Origin of the sequence: Mycobacterium sp. 1274761.0 (genome assembly GCF_001668615.1) — a bacterium.
Taxonomy (GTDB): Bacteria; Actinomycetota; Actinomycetes; order Mycobacteriales; family Mycobacteriaceae; genus Mycobacterium.
On sequence record NZ_LZMC01000020.1, the window covers coordinates 66,536 to 85,077 of the forward strand.

Consider the following 18,542-nt stretch of genomic DNA (forward strand, 5'->3'; position numbering starts at 1 on the left):
TTCGGGCTCAGACGAGAGCATCGCGAGGTGTGAGGGCAACCAACCCGGCGCCCGCGGCGAACAGCAGCGTGGCGAACAACGGGAAATGCCCGTCGGGTGCAAAGCCGCGGACGGTGAACATCAACGTGGCGACCGCCGTGACCACCGCCCCGACGATCAGCGTCGCGAAACCCCAACGGCCGGGGAGCGGCACCGTGAGCGAGGGCAGCGACGCGGCGAACCATGCTCTCCGCCACGACAGGAAAGCGATCAACCCCGCCATCACGACGCCCAGCACCGCGACCCAGAGAAGGCGAGCAAGCCACCAGTTGCCCGAGCCCATCGGTGGTTGGGGCAACAGCCCGGTTGGATAGCCGGCCAGTGCCACGACAACGACCGGCACCATATGCCACAAGTACAGCCCCATCACGACGCTGTTGGCCCCGGCCAGCCAGCGCTGTGCACGTATGGCGTTGAGCCCACGATTGACCGCCGGCGCCACTGCCATGAGCAGCCCGGATTGGGCCGCGGCGTACGCGACCAACGCAAGCGTCGGCGGACCGGTGTTCTGAATTTCGTCGCCCGGCACTCCGATCATGCTGACCGGGTACGGCCCCCAAATAAGCAGCGCCGCCAGCACAAGGGTTGAGACCACCGCCAGCAGCATTGGGCCATAGCCGGTCAATCTGCGGCTGCGCCAGGCGATTCCAAGCTGATAACTCACCGCCCACCCCAGCACGTAGTTGAGGTAGCCGACGTATGGCACATCGAAGCCGATGTAGGCGACGTCGACGATTGCCACCGCGATCACCAGTGCCGCCGGCACGGCGAGCCCCCACCGTCTGTCCGCGGCGACCGCCACCGGCGTCGCCAAGACCAATAGCACGAAGGTGACCAGGAACCACAGGTGGTAGGCGACCGCCCAACCGCCGAAGTTCAACATCGAACCGTCAACGCCAACAAGGAGCAGCAAAAGAATCACGGCCAGCATCGTCGCCACGTAGGCCGCTGTCGGTCCCAGCGTCCGCGATAACCGGAAGCGGAGCCAGTGCTGTGGCGATTCTGAGTCGCTCTCTCGCAGCCGCGTCCAGGAAACCGAGCTTGCGTATCCGGCCATCAGGAAGAACGCCGGAATGACTTGAAACGCCAGCGTCAGCCACTGAGTCCACGGCATCTCCTGCAGCACGTTCTGCATGTCGAATTCGCCGTCTCGGTAGGTAGCCGATGCCGCCAGCCAATGTCCCACTACGACAAGGCCTATCGCTGAAACCCGATAAAAGTCCACCGATAGGTCGCGGTCTGGCATGTCTCCCCCCTTCCGGCTACCACATCGCCGATGACATGAATCGGCGTCCCACCCATTTGGCGGTCTCGATGATGAGGAAAATCACGATCGACAATGCGATGGCGACAGACCATCCGCGGAATGTGATTGGCGCCGAATGGAACCAGGTGTGCATGAACGGTGCGTAGGTGAACAAGAGTTGCAGGATGACCATGGCACCGGCCATCCGCCACACCCACGGGTTGCCTCGAAACACTTGGGGTCGCAGGCTCGACGAGGTGACGAACCGACAGTTCAGCAAATAGGCCAGCTGACCGAGGGCCAACATGTTCACTGCGGCGGTCTGGGCGACCGCCAGCGGATACCCGCCTGCACGCGCGACAAAGAACTCGGCGAGCGTGGCGCCCGCGACGAGTACCGACACCAACGCGATCATGGCCAGGTCGGCTCGGTTCACCAACGCCTGACTCGGCTTACGCGGCGGGCGCTGCATGAGGCCGTCTTCGGCTTTCTCGAAGACCAAGGCGAGCGACAGTGTGACCGACGTGATCATGTTGACCCACAGGATTTGCACGGGCTGCAAAGGCAGCGCGAATCCGGCCAGGACCGCCACGAGGATGATCAGTGATTGCGCACCGTTGGTTGGCAGCATGAACAAAACGGATTTGCGAATGTTGTCGTAGATTCGCCTGCCCTCTTCGATCGCCCGCTCGATGGTCGCGAAGTTGTCGTCGGCCAGCACGATGCCGGCGGCCTCCTTGGTGGCCTCGGTACCCTTGATGCCCATCGCAACCCCGATGTCGGCGCGGGTCAGCGCCGGTGCGTCATTTACGCCGTCGCCTGTCATCGCGACCACCTTGTTCTGGGCCTGCAGGGCGCTGACGATGCGCAGCTTATGCTCCGGGCTGGTGCGTGCGTAGACATCGACTCCGTCGGCCACCTGACGCAACCGCGTCTGGCTCATCGCCTCCAAGTCGGTGCCGGTGAGGACCTGTGGCTGCCCGCCCGCGCTGATGATGCCCATCTCCCGTGCGATAGCCCGGGCGGTACCGACATGGTCACCGGTGATCATGGTGACCCGGATGCCTGCGGCGTGACAGGTCTCGATGGCTGTGATGGCTTCGGGCCTTGGCGGGTCGACTATTCCGACGAGGCCAAGAAACTCCAGTCCGCCGTCGACGTCGCTGATGTCCACGGCGTCGGATCCGCCCACGGGTCGCCGGGCCGCGGCCAGCACGCGCAGCCCCTTGTCGCTGAGTTCGTCGATGCGCGATTCCCACAGCGTGCGATCGAGGGGCTCCGTAGATGCTCCGCCAGCCTGCGTGGTGGACCGGTCGAGTAGTCGATCGGGTGCACCTTTTACGTACAAATAGTGTTCGCCGCCGGGGGTGGCGTTGAGGGTCACCATGAACTTGTTGGCCGACTCGAACGGCACCACACCGAGACGAGGCCACTGCGCGTCGTTGATGCCGGCTTTTTGCGCCAACGTTCGCAACGCACCCTCGGTCGGCTCGCCCACCACCCGCCATTGTCCGTCGACCTCGTTCAGCCGCGCGTCGTTGCAGACCGACATCGTGGTCAACACCGCTGACAGGTCGGGATGGTCGGCAGGCACGATCACGGTGCCGTCGAGTTCGACGCCGCCCTCGGGCCGGTATCCGGTGCCGGCGATGTCGAACCGGTGACGTGCGGTGACGACGGTACGAGCGGTCATCTCGTTCTGGGTGAGCGTGCCGGTCTTGTCCGAGCAGATGACGTTGACCGCGCCGAGCGCCTCGACGGCGGGCAGCTTACGGGTGATTGCTTTTCGACGGGCCATCTGCTGCACACCCAGGGCGAGGGTGATCGTGACGACCGCCGGCAGTCCTTCCGGAATAGCTGCCACCGCGAAACCTATTGCCGCGGTGATTAATTCACTTACCGAGAACTGGTGGATCAGTCTGCCGACGATCAGCATCAACGCGGCCATCCCCAAGATGCCTAAAGACAGTTGACGCCCGAACCGAGCCAGTTTGCGGGTCAGTGGCGTGTCGATGGTTTCGACGTCGGCGATGAGCGATTGAATGCGGCCGATCTCCGTTGCGGTCCCGGTGGCGGTCACCACGCCGGTACCTGCGCCGGCCGCGACGATCGTGCCCGAGTACACCATGGACATGCGGTCGCCCAAACCGGCGTCCACGCCGACCTGTGCGACGTCCTTCTTGGCGGAAACGGATTCGCCGGTGAGCGCCGATTCCTCGACGCGCAGATTCGCAACGTCCAGCAGACGCATGTCGGCCGGGATCCGGTCGCCTGATGCGATGCGCACGACGTCGCCGGGCACTAACGTCTGTGCATCCACCTTCTGCCACTCACCGTCGCGACGGACCTGTGCGGTGACCGACAACATCGCCCGGATGCTGTCGAGGGCCCGTTGAGCTCGACCTTCCTGAAGGAAGCCCACAGCAGCGTTGACGACGGCGACAGAAAGGATCACCACGCAGTCCACCCACTCGTTGAGGATGGCTTTGAGCACGCCGGCGGCGATCAGGATGTAGATCAAGACGTTGTTGAAGTGCGTTAAGAACCGCAGAACAGCCGGCGGGGGCTTCTTCTCGGGGAGTTTGTTCGGCCCATGAGCGGCCAACCGCTCACGTGCGGTGGCACTGTCCAGGCCGTCTGCCGAACTGCCCAACACTGCAAGAACTTCGGCGCCACTGCGGGAATGCGCCAGTGCGCTGTCCAATGTCACTTCTGCCGGGGCGGTGGTATCCGCCATACTCGGATAGTGCAGGCCCGCGCGACCGTGCGCAATTACAAATATTGTGCGCCGCGCGAGGGATTGTCAGCCGCGCATCACGACGGCGAGGTCGCGGTTGTCCAGCCAGCGCTGATCCAATGGTCGCTGAAGGTTTCGTTCGATGAGCGCCGGATAGTGCGTGAGGTCGGTGAACCGAATTTCGCCGAATTGGTATCCGATCATGGCGCCTGCTCGGCCGCCCGATTCCAGCTGCTCGGAGAGGAACTCGATGCAGCGCGCGGTCAGAGTGGTCGCCTGCACGCGGTCAAACGGTGAGGGAACGCCGCCCTCCTGGACATGCCCGAGGATCTCCGCTCGGGCGTCAAACAGTTCGCCACCTTCTTTCTCGAACAGCGAGGTGATGAACTCCGTGGTGTAGACGCGATCGGATCCTTCGCTGCGGATGATCAGGCCGACGCGTTTTCCGGCCCGGAATTTCTCGGTGAGGGCATGCACGTCGCCGGTGAGACCGTCGAGCGTGATGCCTTCCTCGGGCAAGTAGATTCGCTCGGCTCCCGTGGCCAGCCCGCTGAGCAGCGCCAGATAGCCACAGTCATGTCCCATCACTTCGATGACGAAGACTCGCCGCGTGGCGACCGCCGACCGCCGGATCTTATCGACGTCGGTGACGATGCTGTTGAGCGCCGTGTCGCTGCCAATACACAATTCGGTTGCCGGGACGTCGTTGTTGATGGTCATCGGCAGGCACACGATCGGGATGTCGAGCGCGGCGTAAATCTCGCGATGCCGGTGCAGCTCATGAGCGGACCGGTAACCGGCCCAGCCACCGGCCATCAACAGCCCGTCGATCCTGTGAGCAGCCACCTGCTCGGCGATCTCGGTGATGTCACCAGGCCCGGGCACATAGCGGTTGGTGCCGATCTCGGCGCCTCCCTCGGACACCCATCCACTGACATCCATCCAGCCCATCTCATAAATGTCGCCGTCGCGCAGTCCGCGAAAACCGTTCCTGACCGCCAGCACGGCGTGGCCGCGGTCGAGACCAAGGCGCACTGCGGCGCGCACCGCGGTGTTCATCCCGGGTGCCGGCCCGCCGCCATGCACAATCGCGACCCGGAATCGTCGGTCTGCCGATGTGGGCCGCGGGGCAGCCTGGTGGATGGTCTGCAGGGTCTCGTACGTCTGCCGGAAGCCGCCGCCGCGCAGGTCCATGGCGCCGTGGTAATCACGTGATTTGATGCGGTCGCCGAGTTCCTGCGTTTGTGCCACGCATTCCATCAGCGGCGCGGTGACCACCCGGTTTTCCCGCAGTCCGATCATTTGGGGGGTCGCGTGCGGTTCGTCGGCGAGTAGTCGTTCGACAGCGAGATGACCCGTCAGCGTGGCTAGGTAGCGATCGAAAGCGCTTGGCGCACCGCCGCGTTGCACGTGACCCAGAACGGTGATCCGGGTGTCCTCACCGAGTTCGTCCTCGAGCAGTGTCCTGACCTCTTCAGCGGTGATCCGATTGCCGTCGCGATCGTGGGCCCCCTCGGCGAGGACGACCACGCTGTGTCTACGGCCGATGTCGCGATCCGCCTTGATGTCCGCGCACATCTGCTGCCGCCAGTCGGCGGCCGGCGGCTGCTCGGGGATCAGGACCCAGCTTGCCGCGGTGGCCAGCGACGACATGAGGGCGAGGTAGCCACAGTTGCGCCCCATCACTTCCACCACGAATGTGCGTTGGTGGCTGGCCGCGGTGCTGTGCAGCGCGTCCAATGCCTCCACGATCCGGTGCAACGCCGTATCTGCGCCGATCGTCATGTCGGTGCCGGACATGTCGTTGTCGATCGATCCGACCAGACCGACAAGACGAAGGAACGGGTGTGCGTCGGCGACGCCCGACGAAATCGCCCCGGCCTCAACGAGTTCGGCGAGCAGACCGGCCCACTCCTGACGAAAGAGATTGGCTCCGGCGAGACTGCCGTCGCCGCCGATGACCACCAAGGCGTCGATGCCGTGCTCGACCAGGTTACGGGCGGCCGTTCGGCGGCCCTCGCGAGTTCGGAACTCCTTCGACCGGGCGGTGCCGATGGCGGTACCGCCCTTGTGCAAGATCCCATCGGCCTCGCTTGGTTGCATGCGCCGGATGAGGTCACCGCCGGTGACCAGGCCGTGGTATCCGTCGTGGATTGCATAGACGTCGATGCCGTGGTGTGCGGCGGTGAGGATGACTGCGCGAACGGCTGCGTTCATGCCGGATGCGTCGCCGCCGCTGGTCAGTACGGCGATGCTCGAGCGTGCGGACTCGACTTCAGGCATGTCACCGGCCTCCGTGACGTTCGCGAATGGACCGTCGGTCTCCTAATGATTCTGCATGCACCCCATACGCCAGCCAGTTGCATTGCGTTTCGAAATTCCGTCCCCGAGGTATTCACTGCGCACCCAACTCCGGGCGACAACCTGTACGAAGCGAAGGGGCACATCATGGGCGCCGACGACAAAGCCAGCAACAAAATCGATGACCTCGGTGGTAAGGCGAAAGAGGGCCTCGGGAAGGTGACGGGCAATAAGGACACCGAAAACGAGGGCAAGTTCGACCAGGCGAAGTCGAGCCTGAAGGACGCCGGCGAAAAGGTCAAAGACGCCATCAAAGGCGACTAGACAATCCACACAGCGGCGCGATGAACGCAAAAGACATGGTGCTGCAGGATCTGCCTCACCTTTATCCCGGCCTGACTCGCGCCGGCGTCGAGCGCATTCTGCGCATTCTCGAGAACCCTCCCGGCGGGCACGTCGGGGGACTCGCGTCGCACATTGTGGCCCTCGCCCCCGACATCGCCAAGCGGCTGACAGCGCTTTCCGGGCAGCAACTTGACGACTATCTGCACGCGTTAAAAGGCGCGGCGGTGACGGTCCTACGGCTGTGGACATCCGCTGACGAAGCACCGCCGCCGGCGGCCATCGTCACCGGAGTCGCAGATTGGGCCGAGTAAAGCTTTCGGGCCGGCTGCGGGTTGACGGTTGCTATGCGACGTCTTGTACCTCTTGGGGGTCTGTGCGTTCTGCGGTGTCTGCTCGGCCATGGTGTAGCCCAGGTCCTTGAGGATCGCGATCTCCAAGGGGCTCAGGGTCCGCAGGCCCAGTCCCTTGCCGTCAGCCGAAACCATCAACTTCTTGTTGGCGCCGGTGAAGACGTTGTCATCAAGGTCACTGACTGAGCTGCCCCCTTCCCACTTCGTGGGTGAGTAGAGCGGGACAGCATGATTGTCGTATGCCTTCTGCACATTGGTTCCGTTGAAGTAGAGCCCACCGCCTTCGCTGCCCCCGGTCATGTTCGGGTTGAATGCGGGATTCCACGTGTAGCTGCCGGGATCAATCGCGCTGGCACGGGCGGACTCTTCGCCGGTGCTTAGTAGATGCAGGCCTAATCCGGCCCGTCATGGGATCGCCTCCTAGCTGATCGCTATGTGGGATGCCTGCCTGGCTCTGATATCGGTTCGCCGAACCTGGTCCGGACCGCCGTCCACACATCGGTGTAACCGCCAGGCGTGTTGCGGTACACCGCCTGTCGCTTCAGGGCCATTCGTGCCAGCGGCGCGAGCAGCCGCGTCGGGTACACCCGCCAACCGACGTTGGCGCGCAGCTCGGCGAGCATCTCGGGCCACGAGTGATGCTGAAACGACAAGGCTTGCTGTGCACGTGTGACGTCCATCCAGTCGCCATAGGGATACCAGCCGTCATCGCTGTTCGGGTCACCCGGTCTGCCCAGTGGATATCCGGCTAGGCCCCGGGCTGCGGCCAGGGACTGCGTAAGTTCGCCCTGCCGGAGCAAATGTGTGTCGTCACCGGCGATCAGCAGGATCTCGCCGATGACATCGGCGGTCGCCGCAGCGACGAAAGCCGATGCGACATCCCGATTATCGACGGTGTGGCACCGCTGGTCGATGCCGAAGCACCCACCGAAGTACAACGTGTCGGAGTCGAAGGGCGTCGCTGCTGGATCGGCGGACATCACGCCGCCGATACGCAGCACCACCCACTCCAAACCCGAGGACCGCACCAGCTCTTCGGCCTCCAGTTTTTGGGAACCATAGATCTCGAAGGGCCGCACCGGGGTCTCTGCGGTGAGCCGGTCGGCGTAGCGATACGGATTGCGTGTGCCATAGACACTTCCGCTGGATGCGTGGACGAACCGGGGGGAACGCGGCAGAGATTCAGCGGCGCGCAACAGCGCGCGCGTTGCATCGACATTGACTCTGCGGCCTGCCGCCGGATCACGGTAAATCTGTGGCGGAATGACAGCCGCCAGGTGGACGATTACCTCAGGTGATACATCGGCTACCAACCGGTCAACGACGGCCCGGTCTGTCAGGTCGGCGCGCCGGACAGTGACCCGTGAGCTTCCTTCCTCAATGGTCGCCCGGTGCGCCACCGCCACCACCTGCCAACCGGCGGCAGCGAATTGAGCGACCGTCGGCGAGCCGACCAGGCCGGACGCACCTGTGATGAGCACTGTTCCCGACATTCATGTCCCCTGTTGTCGAACATCCCTCCGTGGTCCGGGAATATCCAATCACTCACACGATCTTCCAAGCGCCAAATCTGGCAGTCCATCTAATTCAGGAGATGGCTGTTGAGGTCAAGACCGAAGACTTGTATCAGAGCCGACTTCCCCTTCAGCGCATGCGATCCCCGGTCGACCAGGCGGGATGGTCGAGCTGATTACCACTGCTGGGTTCGAATGTGGGAACAGTTGCTGTCCGGTCAGCATGTGGAAAGCAGTGGCAGCAAGGGCGTATTGGTCAACACGCCCGTCCATCTCTTCGCCCAGTAACTGCTCAGGGGCCGCATAGGCCACCGTCCCGCCTGTCATGTTGGGGGTCGTGATGCCGCTGATATCGTCGATCGGTCGCGCGATTCCGAAGTCGGCGAGGAAAACCGACCCATCATCGCCGTCAAGATCGGCGGCAATGATGTTGGCGGGCTTGACGTCTCGGTGCAGCAGACCCTTTCGGTGCGCATAGTCGAGCGCGCTGGCAACAGCGGTAACGATAGGAATAACTATGTCGGTGGGGATGCCCGCCGGATACTTCTGCTCCAACAGGCGGGCTGTGTCGACGCCGTCGATGTAATCCATCGCGATCCACAGCTGGCCGTCGTGTTCACCTCGATCATGAATCCCGACGATATGTGGGTGCCGTAGGACTGCGGCCAGATCGGCTTCACGGATAAACCGTTCCCGGAACGAGGTGTCGCTGGAGATGTCGGGGCGAAGAATCTTGAGGGCATCGTGGCGGGGCAGTCGAGGGTGATGGACGAGGAACACCTCGCCCATTCCGCCGGGGCCAAGCAACCGCAGGATTCGGTATCCGGCGAAGGTTTCACCGATCCGCAGTGACACGGCCGCATGTTAGTTGCTGGGGCGGTATCCGAGTCTGGGTTAGCTGATCCATCGCCGTCAGTAGATGTAGACGACGGCCTGGTTTCCACCGGTGCATTGAACGACTTGGCCGCCAGCGCACGACATCGTGTAGTTCTGTTCGGTGACGGGGCTAAAGACATTGAGGACGACTTCCCGGTGGCGCGCGCTGTTGCCGATCGGCGACCTACGTCCGCAAAACGGGCCTCGTCGAAGGGCCGACGAAGAACCATACTTCCCGCACTGTGCCCGTGCCGGAGTTCTTTAGCCCGCCTGCTCAATACCGAGACCGAGGGCCGTGAGCGCGGCGCGCTGGTGTTTTCGTCGTCACGCGATGGCGGGTACCTGACGATGGGCCAGGCAAGGTATGGGTTCCTGAAGGCGACGGCAGCACTCGATGGGTGCCATGGGGTTCGCATGCACGATCTGCGTCACCCGTGTGCATCATTGGCGATCAGCGAGGGAGCCTCGGCCACAAGACGGCAGTACTGACTCTCGACCGGTACGGTTACCTGTTCCCCGACGACCTCGACGCCGTGGCCATCGCGTTCGACACAGCGGCTGCACGTACTGCGGACGGTCGTCTCCTACAAGGAGGTCACGCACCAGCGAAAACCACGTCTGACCTCGGTGGCAGGTGCAGGATTCGAACCTGCGTAGGCGTAAGCCGACGGATTTACAGTCCGCTCCCATTGGCCGCTCGGGCAACCTGCCTAGTGCGAGTAGCAAGGGTACAACGAGGAGGTACCGCGGACGAAAACGGCCGACCGCCGCTGCCACCGAGATCGACGATTATGCGCGCTTTACTCGCGCTTTTGCGCACATTGGTCGGGTTGGGCTCCGGAAATAGGCAGTGGGATAGTACGTAGGAGCCATACCGAAGGAGGACGGGATTCAATGGCGGATTCAAGCTTCGACGTCGTCAGCAAGGTCGACCGGCAGGAGGTCGACAACGCCCTCAACCAGGCCGCCAAGGAGCTTTCTACGCGCTTCGACTTCCGCGGCACCGATACCCGTATCGAATGGCAGGGCGAGGAGTCGATCACGATCACCTCGTCCACCGAGGAGCGGGTCAAAGCCGCCGTGGACGTGTTCAAGGAAAAGCTCATCCGCCGCGATATCTCGATGAAAGCCTTCGACGCGGGTGAACCCCAGGCCTCGGGCAAGACCTACAAGGTCACCGGGAGCCTCAAGCAGGGCATCGACAGCGAGAACGCGAAGAAGATCACCAAGCTGATCCGCGACGAGGGCCCCAAGGGTGTCAAGACCCAAATTCAGGGCGACGAGATCCGAGTCACCTCGAAGAAGCGCGACGATCTTCAGGCCGTCATCGCCATGTTGAAGAGCGCCGACCTCGACGTGGCGCTGCAGTTCGTCAACTACCGCTGACCGTTACGGCCCTTGGTCACTGCTTGATCAGCTTGTCGGTGACGTTCACGCTCGGCTCGCCGCTGTGGTCGGCCATGTTGCGGCACTCCCCTAGCACATGCACGTAGCCGTCCTCACGCGCTACGGGATTCTGCCCGATAACGGCGAAGACCGTGTCGGTGTGAATGACGGTGCCGAACAACCGTTTTCCCGGCGGTGGACCGTCATACCAGCCGACGCCCTGGTTCACCATCGTGTCGGCGATGTGTTTGAAGTACTTCTCGGGCTCGGTGTCGTCGGGAATCCGGAAGCCCATTTCCAGCCTGCCGCGAAAGGGTGGATCGCCCTGGTCGTTGCATGCCTCGAAGCCGAACCCGCCGCTCACGTCCTGAAGTGACGCCGTCTCCACGATCGCCCTGGCCGGATCGACGACCTGCTTCATCGTGTCCTCGTCGGAGAGTGTCTCGATGGGCGCGGGCGGCTGCCGTGTCGCCGAAGGGTCCTCATGGTGAGGAAACATCGTGCATCCTCCTAATACGCCGGCGAGTCCGAGGGTCACCGCTGCAGCCTGAAATCGTCTAGTACGCATGGTCTTTGGTCACTGACTCCGGGGGACGTTCGGCTTCGGGATCGATGTACGCGGGCGAGCCCGGCACGTCGAAGCCTACCGGCGGCAGATCGACCCTCCCGCCGAACGGCAGGTCGATCTCGGTCGGCAAGTCGACATGCGGCTGACGCCGGCCCTGGGCCAGCAGACCGTCTTCGGCCAGGCCGCCGCCGTCGCCGGTGACAATGTGCGTCATGCCGGCCAGCGACTCGGTGCCCAGATCGTAGTAGTGCGAGTGGTCGCCCGGGTCCAGGCCGTCGCGTCCAACCACCTCAGCCTCGAAGCGGATCGAGCCGAACCGGTCGCCCGCCGGATCGATTCCAAGTCCCGCATCCAGTCCCACCGGATAGCCCAGCTTCCGGTTGAGGTAGTCGTGCACGTACTCCGGTGCGGTGCCGATGAAGCTGACCGGATCCGTCGAGGCCGACCCGACGTACACCTGGCCGCCGTCGAGATGGAAGTCGGCGGCGCTTTTCGCCAGATCCGTTCCGGGACACCCCAACAGCACCGCGTCGTTGGCGTGCATACCGGACGCGGCGAACGCATCGGCAACCGTCGTCGACCCGTAGGAGTGTCCGATCACGGTCACATGCTGGCTGGGATCCTGGTGTGTCACCCACAGCCCGTTGACGTCAGCGGCCAGCAGGTCACCACCCGACCGCGCCAGGTCCGGGTTGGCGACACGGGTATCGGTGAAACCGTCGGGTGCGTCGTAGCCCATCCACGAGATCACCGCATGCGAGTGGGTGGGGTCGGCCTGATTCGCCTGATCCCACAGATTCCTGGCGTCGTTGTGGCCGTCGGACAGCCACCCGCCCTTCACACTGCTGCCGGTGCCCGGGACGGTCACCGTCGTGTTGTCGGCGTAGTCCGGGTTGCCGATCGCGATCGCCGCACGGCCCTGCCCGTTGTCGGCAAGCGGCTCGTACTTCCACAGCATCACCGGGCGCTGACGCGCGGGGTCGGGATCGTTGCCCCGCTGATGGTTCAGACCCTCCTGCACCTTCAGCGCATTCTGGTACTGCGCGACGTCGGTCGCCGACAAGCCGTAGAGGCCCGGGTTCGCCAGCACCTGCTCCGGCGTCACCCCGTGCTGCGTCGCGGCACTTGTGATCCGGCCGATGTCGTCGGCGAGCGCGTGTTGGTTGATGGTGTCGCGGGCCGCGGCGGGAATACCGTTGAGATTGCCCAACTCTGGCGGGTGCTCCGCGAGCAACCGCTCGCGGTCCTTCTGGCTCAACGACTTCCACCACTGTTCGACGGCTTCGGCGTCGGCGTCCGGCGGTGGCATCGGCACCGGGCGCGCCTGCGGCGGCACGTCGACGACGTCGTCGGCCCGATCCATCGCCGCCGCGAGTTGCTGGTCGACGCTGTTGGCTTGCTCCAGAACCCGATGCAGTGCCTGCTGCAGCACCTCCGCGTTGTGCCAGTCGTTCGGCGAGGCGGGGAACGCCGGGCGCACCGTGCCGGCCACCGGATCGACGACCATGCCGCAATCGCGCGCCATGGCCATCACGTGCTGCAGATTGTCCTTGACGATCTGGACGTTGACCGCCGCGGCGTCGGCCGACCGCGCCGCCGCCTGCGCCGCCTCGGCGTCTCGCATCAGCGTCTGGCGGGTCTTCTCGATCGCTCGCTTGGCCTCTTCGGAACCCGGGCCGGTCCAATCGGGGAACCGCGGAAGGCTGTCGGCGATGTCGAGAGACGTCTTGGCACGCGCACGCGCGGCGTCGCCTACGGCCCGCACCGCGTCGGGATCCCAGCGGGTGACGTCCTGGATCGTCAACGACATGGCGGCCCTACAGGCGGGTGGGATCCAGCGACTCGATCGCGTCGCGGTTGTCGTCTTCGGTTCGCGCGTAGGCGGCCGCCGCGCTGGCAAGTGCGTCGGCCTGAGACGTCAGCAGGCCATGCAGTTCTGCTGTGGTGGTACGCCACCGCTGCGCCCGGGCGTCGATCGCCTGAGCGGACCGACCGACGAGGCCGGGCTGCGTGCCGTCTGCCGCCGCCAGCGCCGATCCGTGGCCGGCCCGCAGCTGCTCGGCGTAGTCGCGGACCCGGTCGGCCGTGTGGGTCAAATCCGTCGGGTCGACTTTGATCGGTTCGGGCACGGGGAGCCTTTCTGCCAGCTGGCAACTGACGCTACCAGCGCCGCAGAGGGGTCAACTGCACCAATTTCGGGCGCTGGCTAACTTCCAACAACCGGGCTGTGCAGTTTGGAAACTGCCGGTGAAACCCCGTGGCGCGCAATACCCTGAAGCCCATGGCACCTGCTCAGCGCGAACCCAAAGTCGTCGTCCTCGGTGGAGGCTCCTGGGGCACCACCGTGGCGTCCATCTGTGCCCGACGCGGGCCGACGCTGCAGTGGGTGCGGTCCGAGGAGACGGCCAAGGACATCAACGAGAACCACCGCAACACCAAGTACCTCGGCGACGAGGTGGAGTTGGCGCATTCATTGCGCGCCACGACGGATTTCTCCGAGGCGGCCGACAGTGCCGACGTCATCGTGATGGGGGTGCCGTCGCACGGATTCCGAGGCGTGCTCACGGAACTGGCGAAGGAACTGCGGCCGTGGGTGCCGGTGGTGTCGCTGGTGAAGGGCCTCGAGCAGGGCACCAACTACCGGATGAGCCAGGTCGTCGACGAGGTGCTGCCCGGCCACCCGGCGGGGATTCTCGCCGGGCCCAACATCGCCCGTGAGGTCGCCGAGGGTTACGCCGCCGCCGCGGTGCTCGCAATGCCGGATCAGCATTTGGCGGCCAACCTCGCAAACCTGTTCCGCACCAGGCGATTCCGCACCTACACCACCGACGATGTCGTCGGCGTCGAGATGGCGGGGGCATTGAAGAACGTGTACGCGATCGCGGTGGGCATGGGCTATTCGCTGGGGATCGGTGAGAACACCCGGGCGATGGTGATCGCCCGCGCGCTGCGCGAGATGTCGAAGCTCGGCGAGGCGATGGGCGGACATCGCGACACGTTCGCCGGCCTGGCCGGCATGGGAGATCTGATCGTCACGTGCACGTCGCAGCGCAGCCGCAACCGGCACGTCGGCGAACAGCTGGGCGCGGGCAAGCCGATCGACGAAATCATCGCGTCGATGAACCAGGTCGCCGAGGGCGTGAAGGCGGCCAGCGTGGTCATGGAATTCGCCGAGAAATACGGGCTGTCGATGCCGATTGCGCGCGAGGTCGACGGCGTGGTCAACCACGGCTCAACCGTCGAGCAGGCCTACCGGGGCCTGGCCGCCGAAAAGCCCGGGCACGAGGTGCACGGGTCGGGCTTCTAGTTGAAGTAGGGGTTGGTTCCCTCGGGCCGGTCGACCAACGGATTGACCTCGCCCACCACCCAGCTGGCGGCGGGGCTGATGACGAAGCCCGCTTGGTTGCGGCTGTCAACGCAGGACGTGACGGTGCCGTCGGTGCCGCAGCTCAGCGTCTGGAAGCTCAGCCGCGAGTTCGGCGGAAGTCGCTTGACAGCACCGGCATTGGCGAACGGGTTGCCGCCAGCCTTGGCGAAGCCCGGCACGCCGCCGATCGTGCCGCTGACGAGGTTGGCGCCCTCGGGCGCACCCGGAATGACGCCGCTGCAGCCATAGCCGCCGGAGCGCTGCAGCATGCACGTCAACCCGTCGGCGGTGCTGAATGCGTACGCGCTGTTGTCCAGCACCGCAAAATCCGACGGCTTCACCGGTGCGTAGGCGTTGACGTTGGGCGGCGGTGGCGAGGGCGGCGGTTCATTCGGGTCGGCGGTGGCGACGGCTGGCGTGCCGATGACGGCGGCTGTCATCGCGCCCACCACGATCGTTCTGCACAGCATCGACACAGACTAGAGCGTCCGGCCGGCTTCGGCGTGCGCAGTCGCACACACAAACTCAGTAGAGACCCGGGCCGCGGCCTGCCATCTGCTCGAGCCGGCGGATCCGGTCCTCGATCGGTGGGTGCGTCGAGAACAGCTTGCCCACGCGCTCGCCGGCGCGGAACGGGCTGGCGATCATCAGGTGCGCCTGATCGGCCAGTTGCGGCTCGGGCGGCAACGGCGCTTGCTGCACGCCGCCGCTGATCTTGCGCAGCGCGGACGCCAGCGCCAGTGGGTCGCCGGTCAGCTCGGCGCCGGACTGGTCGGCCTGGTATTCCCGCGACCGCGACACCGCCAGCCGGATGAGCGTCGCGGCGATCGGTCCGAGCAGCGAAACAAGAAGTATGCCAAAAGGATTGGCGCCGCCTTCACGGTTACCGCCGAACATGCTGGCGAAGAACGCCAGGTTGGCCAGCGCGGTGATCACCGACGCCATCGCGCCCGCCACACACGAGATCAGGATGTCGCGGTTGTAGACGTGCGACAGTTCGTGGCCGAGCACCGCGCGCAGCTCGCGCTCGTTGAGGATGTGCAGGATGCCGGTTGTGCAGCACACCGCGGCGTTGCGCGGGTTGCGGCCGGTGGCGAACGCGTTGGGGTTGGCGGTGTCGCTGATGTAGAGCCGCGGCATCGGCTGATGCGCGGTGGTGGCCAGCTCGCGGACCACCTTGTACATGAACGGCGCCTGGACCTCGGTGACCGGCTGGGCGTGCATCGCCCGCAACGCCAGCTTGTCGCTGTTGAAGTAGACGTAGACGTTCATGCCGATCGCGAACAGCACGGCCAGAAACATGATGTTCCTGCCGAACATCGCGCCGACCGCGACGATCAGCGCCGAGAACAACGCCAGCAGGACGAAAGTCTTGGCCGTGTTGGCATGTGGATGCCAGCTCATCAGCGTCCTCCCGAAATTTCTCGCTCCTCGCGTGCGCGATAAGGGTCTTCGCTATCCCAACGCTTCGCAGCCCGGCGAAGGTTCCTAGCCGTGACGGTTGACCGTGTAGTCGACCAGCGACGCCATCGCCTGCCGGCCTGGGCCGTCGGGGAGGTTCGCCAGCTCGTCGCGGGCCTGCTCGGCGTAGCGGGCCACCGTCTCCTTGGCCTTCGCCATGCCCGGTGACCTGCGCAACAGGTTCAGCGCCTCGGCCAGATCGGCGTCGTCGTCGATCGGCCCTGCCAGCAGGCCACGGAGCCGGTCGGCGTCCGGTCCGGATTCGCGCAGCGCGTAGAGCACAGGCAGTGTGTGCACGCCCTCGCGCAGGTCGGTGCCGGGCACCTTGCCGGATTCGTCGGGGTCGCTGTCGATGTCGATGATGTCGTCGGAGATCTGGAACACCGTGCCGACGATTCCGCCGAGCCGGCTCAACCGCTCGATCTGGTCTTCGCTGGCGCCGGAGAACGTGCCGCCGAAGCGGCCGGACGCCGCGATCAGGCAAGCGGTCTTCTCGTAAACGACCTTCAGGTAGTGATCGACGGAGTCGACGTGGTCGGCGGCGCCACGGGTCTCGCGCATCTGGCCCGTGACAAGCTGGGCGAACGTCTCGGCGATGACGCGCACCGCGTCGGGCCCGAGCCGGGACACCAGACGCGACGCCGTCGCGAACAGGTAGTCCCCGGCCAGGATTGCGATGTTGTTGCTCCACCTGGCGTTCGCGCTGGGCGCCCCGCGGCGCACCTGCGCCTCATCCATCACGTCGTCGTGGTACAGCGTGGCCAGGTGCACCAGCTCGATGACCGCTCCTGCGACGGTGACCTGCCAGTTGTCCGGGTCGGGTCCCAGCTGGGCCGACAGCACGGTGAACAGGGGTCGGAACCGTTTGCCGCCGGCCTGGAACAGGTGCTGCACGGCCTCTGCCATCAGCTCGTCGGCCTTGCCCAGCTCCGTGGCGATCAGTTCCTCGATGCGGGCAACCCCGTCGCGAACGTTCTGCGCGAAAGCGGGGTCTCCGAAATCCACGCCCGCGACCACGCTCGCCGGTGTCCTCACCCTGCCAACATACTGGGGAGCATGAACACCAGAGCTGACGTGGTCGTCGTCGGCGCGGGACCGGCGGGCTCGGCCGCCGCCGCGTGGGCGGCCCGCGGCGGCCGCGATGTGCTGGTGATCGACTCCGCCCAGTTTCCGCGGGACAAGGCGTGCGGCGACGGGTTGACCCCGCGCGCGATCGCCGAGATGCGGCTGCTCGGCCTCGGCTCGTGGCTCGACGGGCGGATCGCCCACCACGGGCTGCGGATGTCGGGGTTCGGCTCCGACGTCGAGATCGCCTGGCCGGGCCCGTCGTTTCCCGCTGTCAGCAGCGCGGTGCCGCGCACCGAGCTGGACGACCGCATCCGGATGGTCGCTGTCGACGAGGGCGCGAAGATGATGCTTGGCGCCAAAGCCGTTGCAGTGCAGCATGATTCGACGGGCCGCGTGTCTTCGGTAATGTTGGACTCCGGGGTGTCGGTCGAGTGTGAGCGGCTGATTGTCGCCGACGGCGCACGGTCGACGCTGGGCCGTGTGCTCGGGCGCGAGTGGCACAAGGAGACGGTGTACGGCGTGGCGATCCGCGGCTACATTGCGACACCGCGCGCCGATGAGCCGTGGATCACGTCACACCTGGAACTGCGGTCGCCCGACGACGAGGTGCTGCCCGGCTACGGGTGGATATTCCCGCTGGGCAACGGCGAGGTGAACATCGGCGTCGGGGCGTTGGCCACATCGAAGCGGCCCGCGGACGCTGCGCTGCGGCCGCTGATGTCGTACTACGCCTCGTTGCGACGCGACGAGTGGGGGTTCGAGGGTGAGCCGCGGCTGGGCCTGTCGGCGCTGCTGCCGATGGGCGGCGCGGTGTCGGGGGTGGCCGGCCCGAACTGGATGTTGATCGCCGACGCCGCCGCGTGCGTGAACCCATTGAACGGTGAAGGCATCGACTACGGGCTGGAAACCGGCCGGCTGGCCAGTTCGATGCTCGATGAGGGCGATCTGACAGGCGCATGGCCCGCGGTTCTGCAGGAGCACTACGCGCGCGGCTTCTCCATCGCGCGCCGGCTGGCGCTGCTGCTGACGCTGCCGCGTTTCCTGCCGTCGACGGGTCCGCTGGCCATGCGGTCATCGTCCTTGATGAACATCGCCGTGCGGGTGATGGCCAACCTCGTCACCGACGAGGACGCGGATTGGATCGCCCGGCTATGGCGCCGTGCCGGCGTCGGCTCGCGCCGCCTCGACCGCCGTCCCCCGTTCAGCTGACGGGGTGACCCTGTTGCGCGAGCGTGCGTGTTTGCACACGACACGCCGCGAGTTTTCGGCAGCTTGCGCACGCTC

Annotated in this window: 15 protein-coding genes, 1 tRNA gene and 1 pseudogene; 5 read left to right on the forward strand and 12 right to left on the reverse strand. The window is 65.3% G+C overall.

The features are described from left to right. Positions 1 to 7 precede the first annotated feature (7 nt). The 3 genes from A5651_RS03450 to A5651_RS03460 all read right to left on the reverse strand — a co-directional run bounded on the left by A5651_RS03450 (position 8) and on the right by A5651_RS03460 (position 6,305). A complete protein-coding gene (locus A5651_RS03450; RefSeq protein ID WP_066975584.1) occupies positions 8 to 1,285 on the reverse strand; it encodes an acyltransferase in 1,278 nt (425 codons plus the stop codon). A gap of 16 nt (positions 1,286 to 1,301) precedes the next feature. Continuing rightward, positions 1,302 to 4,022, reverse strand: a complete 2,721-nt coding sequence (locus A5651_RS03455) for an HAD-IC family P-type ATPase (RefSeq protein ID WP_066975586.1) — start codon at positions 4,020 to 4,022, stop codon at positions 1,302 to 1,304. A 66-nt stretch (positions 4,023 to 4,088) separates the two neighbouring features. Then, positions 4,089 to 6,305 carry a 6-phosphofructokinase gene (locus tag A5651_RS03460; protein ID WP_066975588.1) on the reverse strand — a complete coding sequence of 739 codons (2,217 nt, stop codon included), beginning with the start codon at positions 6,303 to 6,305 and terminating at the stop codon, positions 4,089 to 4,091. Positions 6,306 to 6,470: 165 nt separating this feature from the next. Between A5651_RS03460 and A5651_RS03465 the strand changes: the two genes are divergently transcribed. Both A5651_RS03465 and A5651_RS25190 read left to right on the forward strand, forming a co-directional pair. Next, on the forward strand, positions 6,471 to 6,647 hold the full coding sequence (locus A5651_RS03465; RefSeq protein WP_066975589.1) for a CsbD family protein: 177 nt from the start codon (positions 6,471 to 6,473) through the stop codon (positions 6,645 to 6,647). A 20-nt stretch (positions 6,648 to 6,667) separates the two neighbouring features. Beyond that, positions 6,668 to 6,979 carry a hypothetical protein gene (locus tag A5651_RS25190; RefSeq protein ID WP_156662561.1) on the forward strand — a complete coding sequence of 104 codons (312 nt, stop codon included), beginning with the start codon at positions 6,668 to 6,670 and terminating at the stop codon, positions 6,977 to 6,979. A gap of 470 nt (positions 6,980 to 7,449) precedes the next feature. Here A5651_RS25190 and A5651_RS03480 read toward each other — a convergent pair whose 3' ends face one another. The 3 genes and pseudogenes from A5651_RS03480 to A5651_RS03490 all read right to left on the reverse strand — a co-directional run bounded on the left by A5651_RS03480 (position 7,450) and on the right by A5651_RS03490 (position 10,119). Further along, the gene (locus A5651_RS03480; RefSeq protein WP_066975595.1) at positions 7,450 to 8,511 is read right to left on the reverse strand and encodes an NAD(P)-dependent oxidoreductase; all 1,062 of its coding nucleotides are present in this window, start codon (positions 8,509 to 8,511) and stop codon (positions 7,450 to 7,452) included. A gap of 162 nt (positions 8,512 to 8,673) precedes the next feature. Then, positions 8,674 to 9,387, reverse strand: a pseudogene (locus A5651_RS03485) (serine/threonine-protein kinase); the annotation flags it as partial. Between the two features lie 649 nt (positions 9,388 to 10,036). Beyond that, positions 10,037 to 10,119 (reverse strand) — tRNA-Tyr (locus A5651_RS03490). Between the two features lie 183 nt (positions 10,120 to 10,302). Between A5651_RS03490 and A5651_RS03495 the strand changes: the two genes are divergently transcribed. After that, the gene (locus tag A5651_RS03495) at positions 10,303 to 10,794 is read left to right on the forward strand and encodes a YajQ family cyclic di-GMP-binding protein (protein WP_066975599.1); all 492 of its coding nucleotides are present in this window, start codon (positions 10,303 to 10,305) and stop codon (positions 10,792 to 10,794) included. Between the two features lie 16 nt (positions 10,795 to 10,810). Here the strand turns inward: A5651_RS03495 and A5651_RS03500 are convergent, their stop codons facing one another. From A5651_RS03500 to A5651_RS03510, 3 genes are read right to left on the reverse strand one after another with little or no spacing between them, the layout of a single operon-like run. Further along, positions 10,811 to 11,293, reverse strand: coding sequence for a hypothetical protein (locus A5651_RS03500; protein WP_066975600.1), 483 nt, complete (start codon positions 11,291 to 11,293; stop codon positions 10,811 to 10,813). Between the two features lie 58 nt (positions 11,294 to 11,351). Further along, positions 11,352 to 13,172 (reverse strand): alpha/beta hydrolase, encoded by a 1,821-nt coding sequence (locus tag A5651_RS03505; protein ID WP_066975602.1) that lies wholly within the window; start codon positions 13,170 to 13,172, stop codon positions 11,352 to 11,354. 7 nt (positions 13,173 to 13,179) lie between these two features. Then, the gene (locus tag A5651_RS03510; protein WP_066975603.1) at positions 13,180 to 13,491 is read right to left on the reverse strand and encodes a WXG100 family type VII secretion target; all 312 of its coding nucleotides are present in this window, start codon (positions 13,489 to 13,491) and stop codon (positions 13,180 to 13,182) included. A gap of 152 nt (positions 13,492 to 13,643) precedes the next feature. Here A5651_RS03510 and A5651_RS03515 point away from each other — a divergent pair, with 152 nt between their 5' ends. Next, entirely contained in the window at positions 13,644 to 14,669 is a 1,026-nt protein-coding gene (locus tag A5651_RS03515; RefSeq protein WP_066975636.1) for an NAD(P)H-dependent glycerol-3-phosphate dehydrogenase, read from the forward strand. On the opposite strand, the gene A5651_RS03520 is transcribed toward A5651_RS03515, so the two are convergent. The 3 genes from A5651_RS03520 to grcC1 all read right to left on the reverse strand — a co-directional run bounded on the left by A5651_RS03520 (position 14,666) and on the right by grcC1 (position 17,225). Further along, entirely contained in the window at positions 14,666 to 15,199 is a 534-nt protein-coding gene (locus A5651_RS03520; RefSeq protein ID WP_066975638.1) for a hypothetical protein, read from the reverse strand. The genes A5651_RS03515 and A5651_RS03520 overlap by 4 nt on opposite strands. 55 nt (positions 15,200 to 15,254) lie before the next feature. Next, positions 15,255 to 16,133, reverse strand: a complete 879-nt coding sequence (gene htpX / locus A5651_RS03525) for a zinc metalloprotease HtpX (protein ID WP_066975606.1) — start codon at positions 16,131 to 16,133, stop codon at positions 15,255 to 15,257. A gap of 84 nt (positions 16,134 to 16,217) precedes the next feature. Next, positions 16,218 to 17,225: a nonaprenyl/(2E,6E)-farnesyl/geranylgeranyl diphosphat synthase gene (grcC1, locus tag A5651_RS03530; protein ID WP_197496526.1), complete on the reverse strand. Its 1,008-nt coding sequence runs from the start codon at positions 17,223 to 17,225 to the stop codon at positions 16,218 to 16,220. A 21-nt stretch (positions 17,226 to 17,246) separates the two neighbouring features. Here grcC1 and menJ point away from each other — a divergent pair, with 21 nt between their 5' ends. Further along, the gene (gene menJ / locus A5651_RS03535; protein ID WP_066975609.1) at positions 17,247 to 18,467 is read left to right on the forward strand and encodes a menaquinone reductase; all 1,221 of its coding nucleotides are present in this window, start codon (positions 17,247 to 17,249) and stop codon (positions 18,465 to 18,467) included. The last annotated feature ends 75 nt before the right edge of the window (positions 18,468 to 18,542 follow it).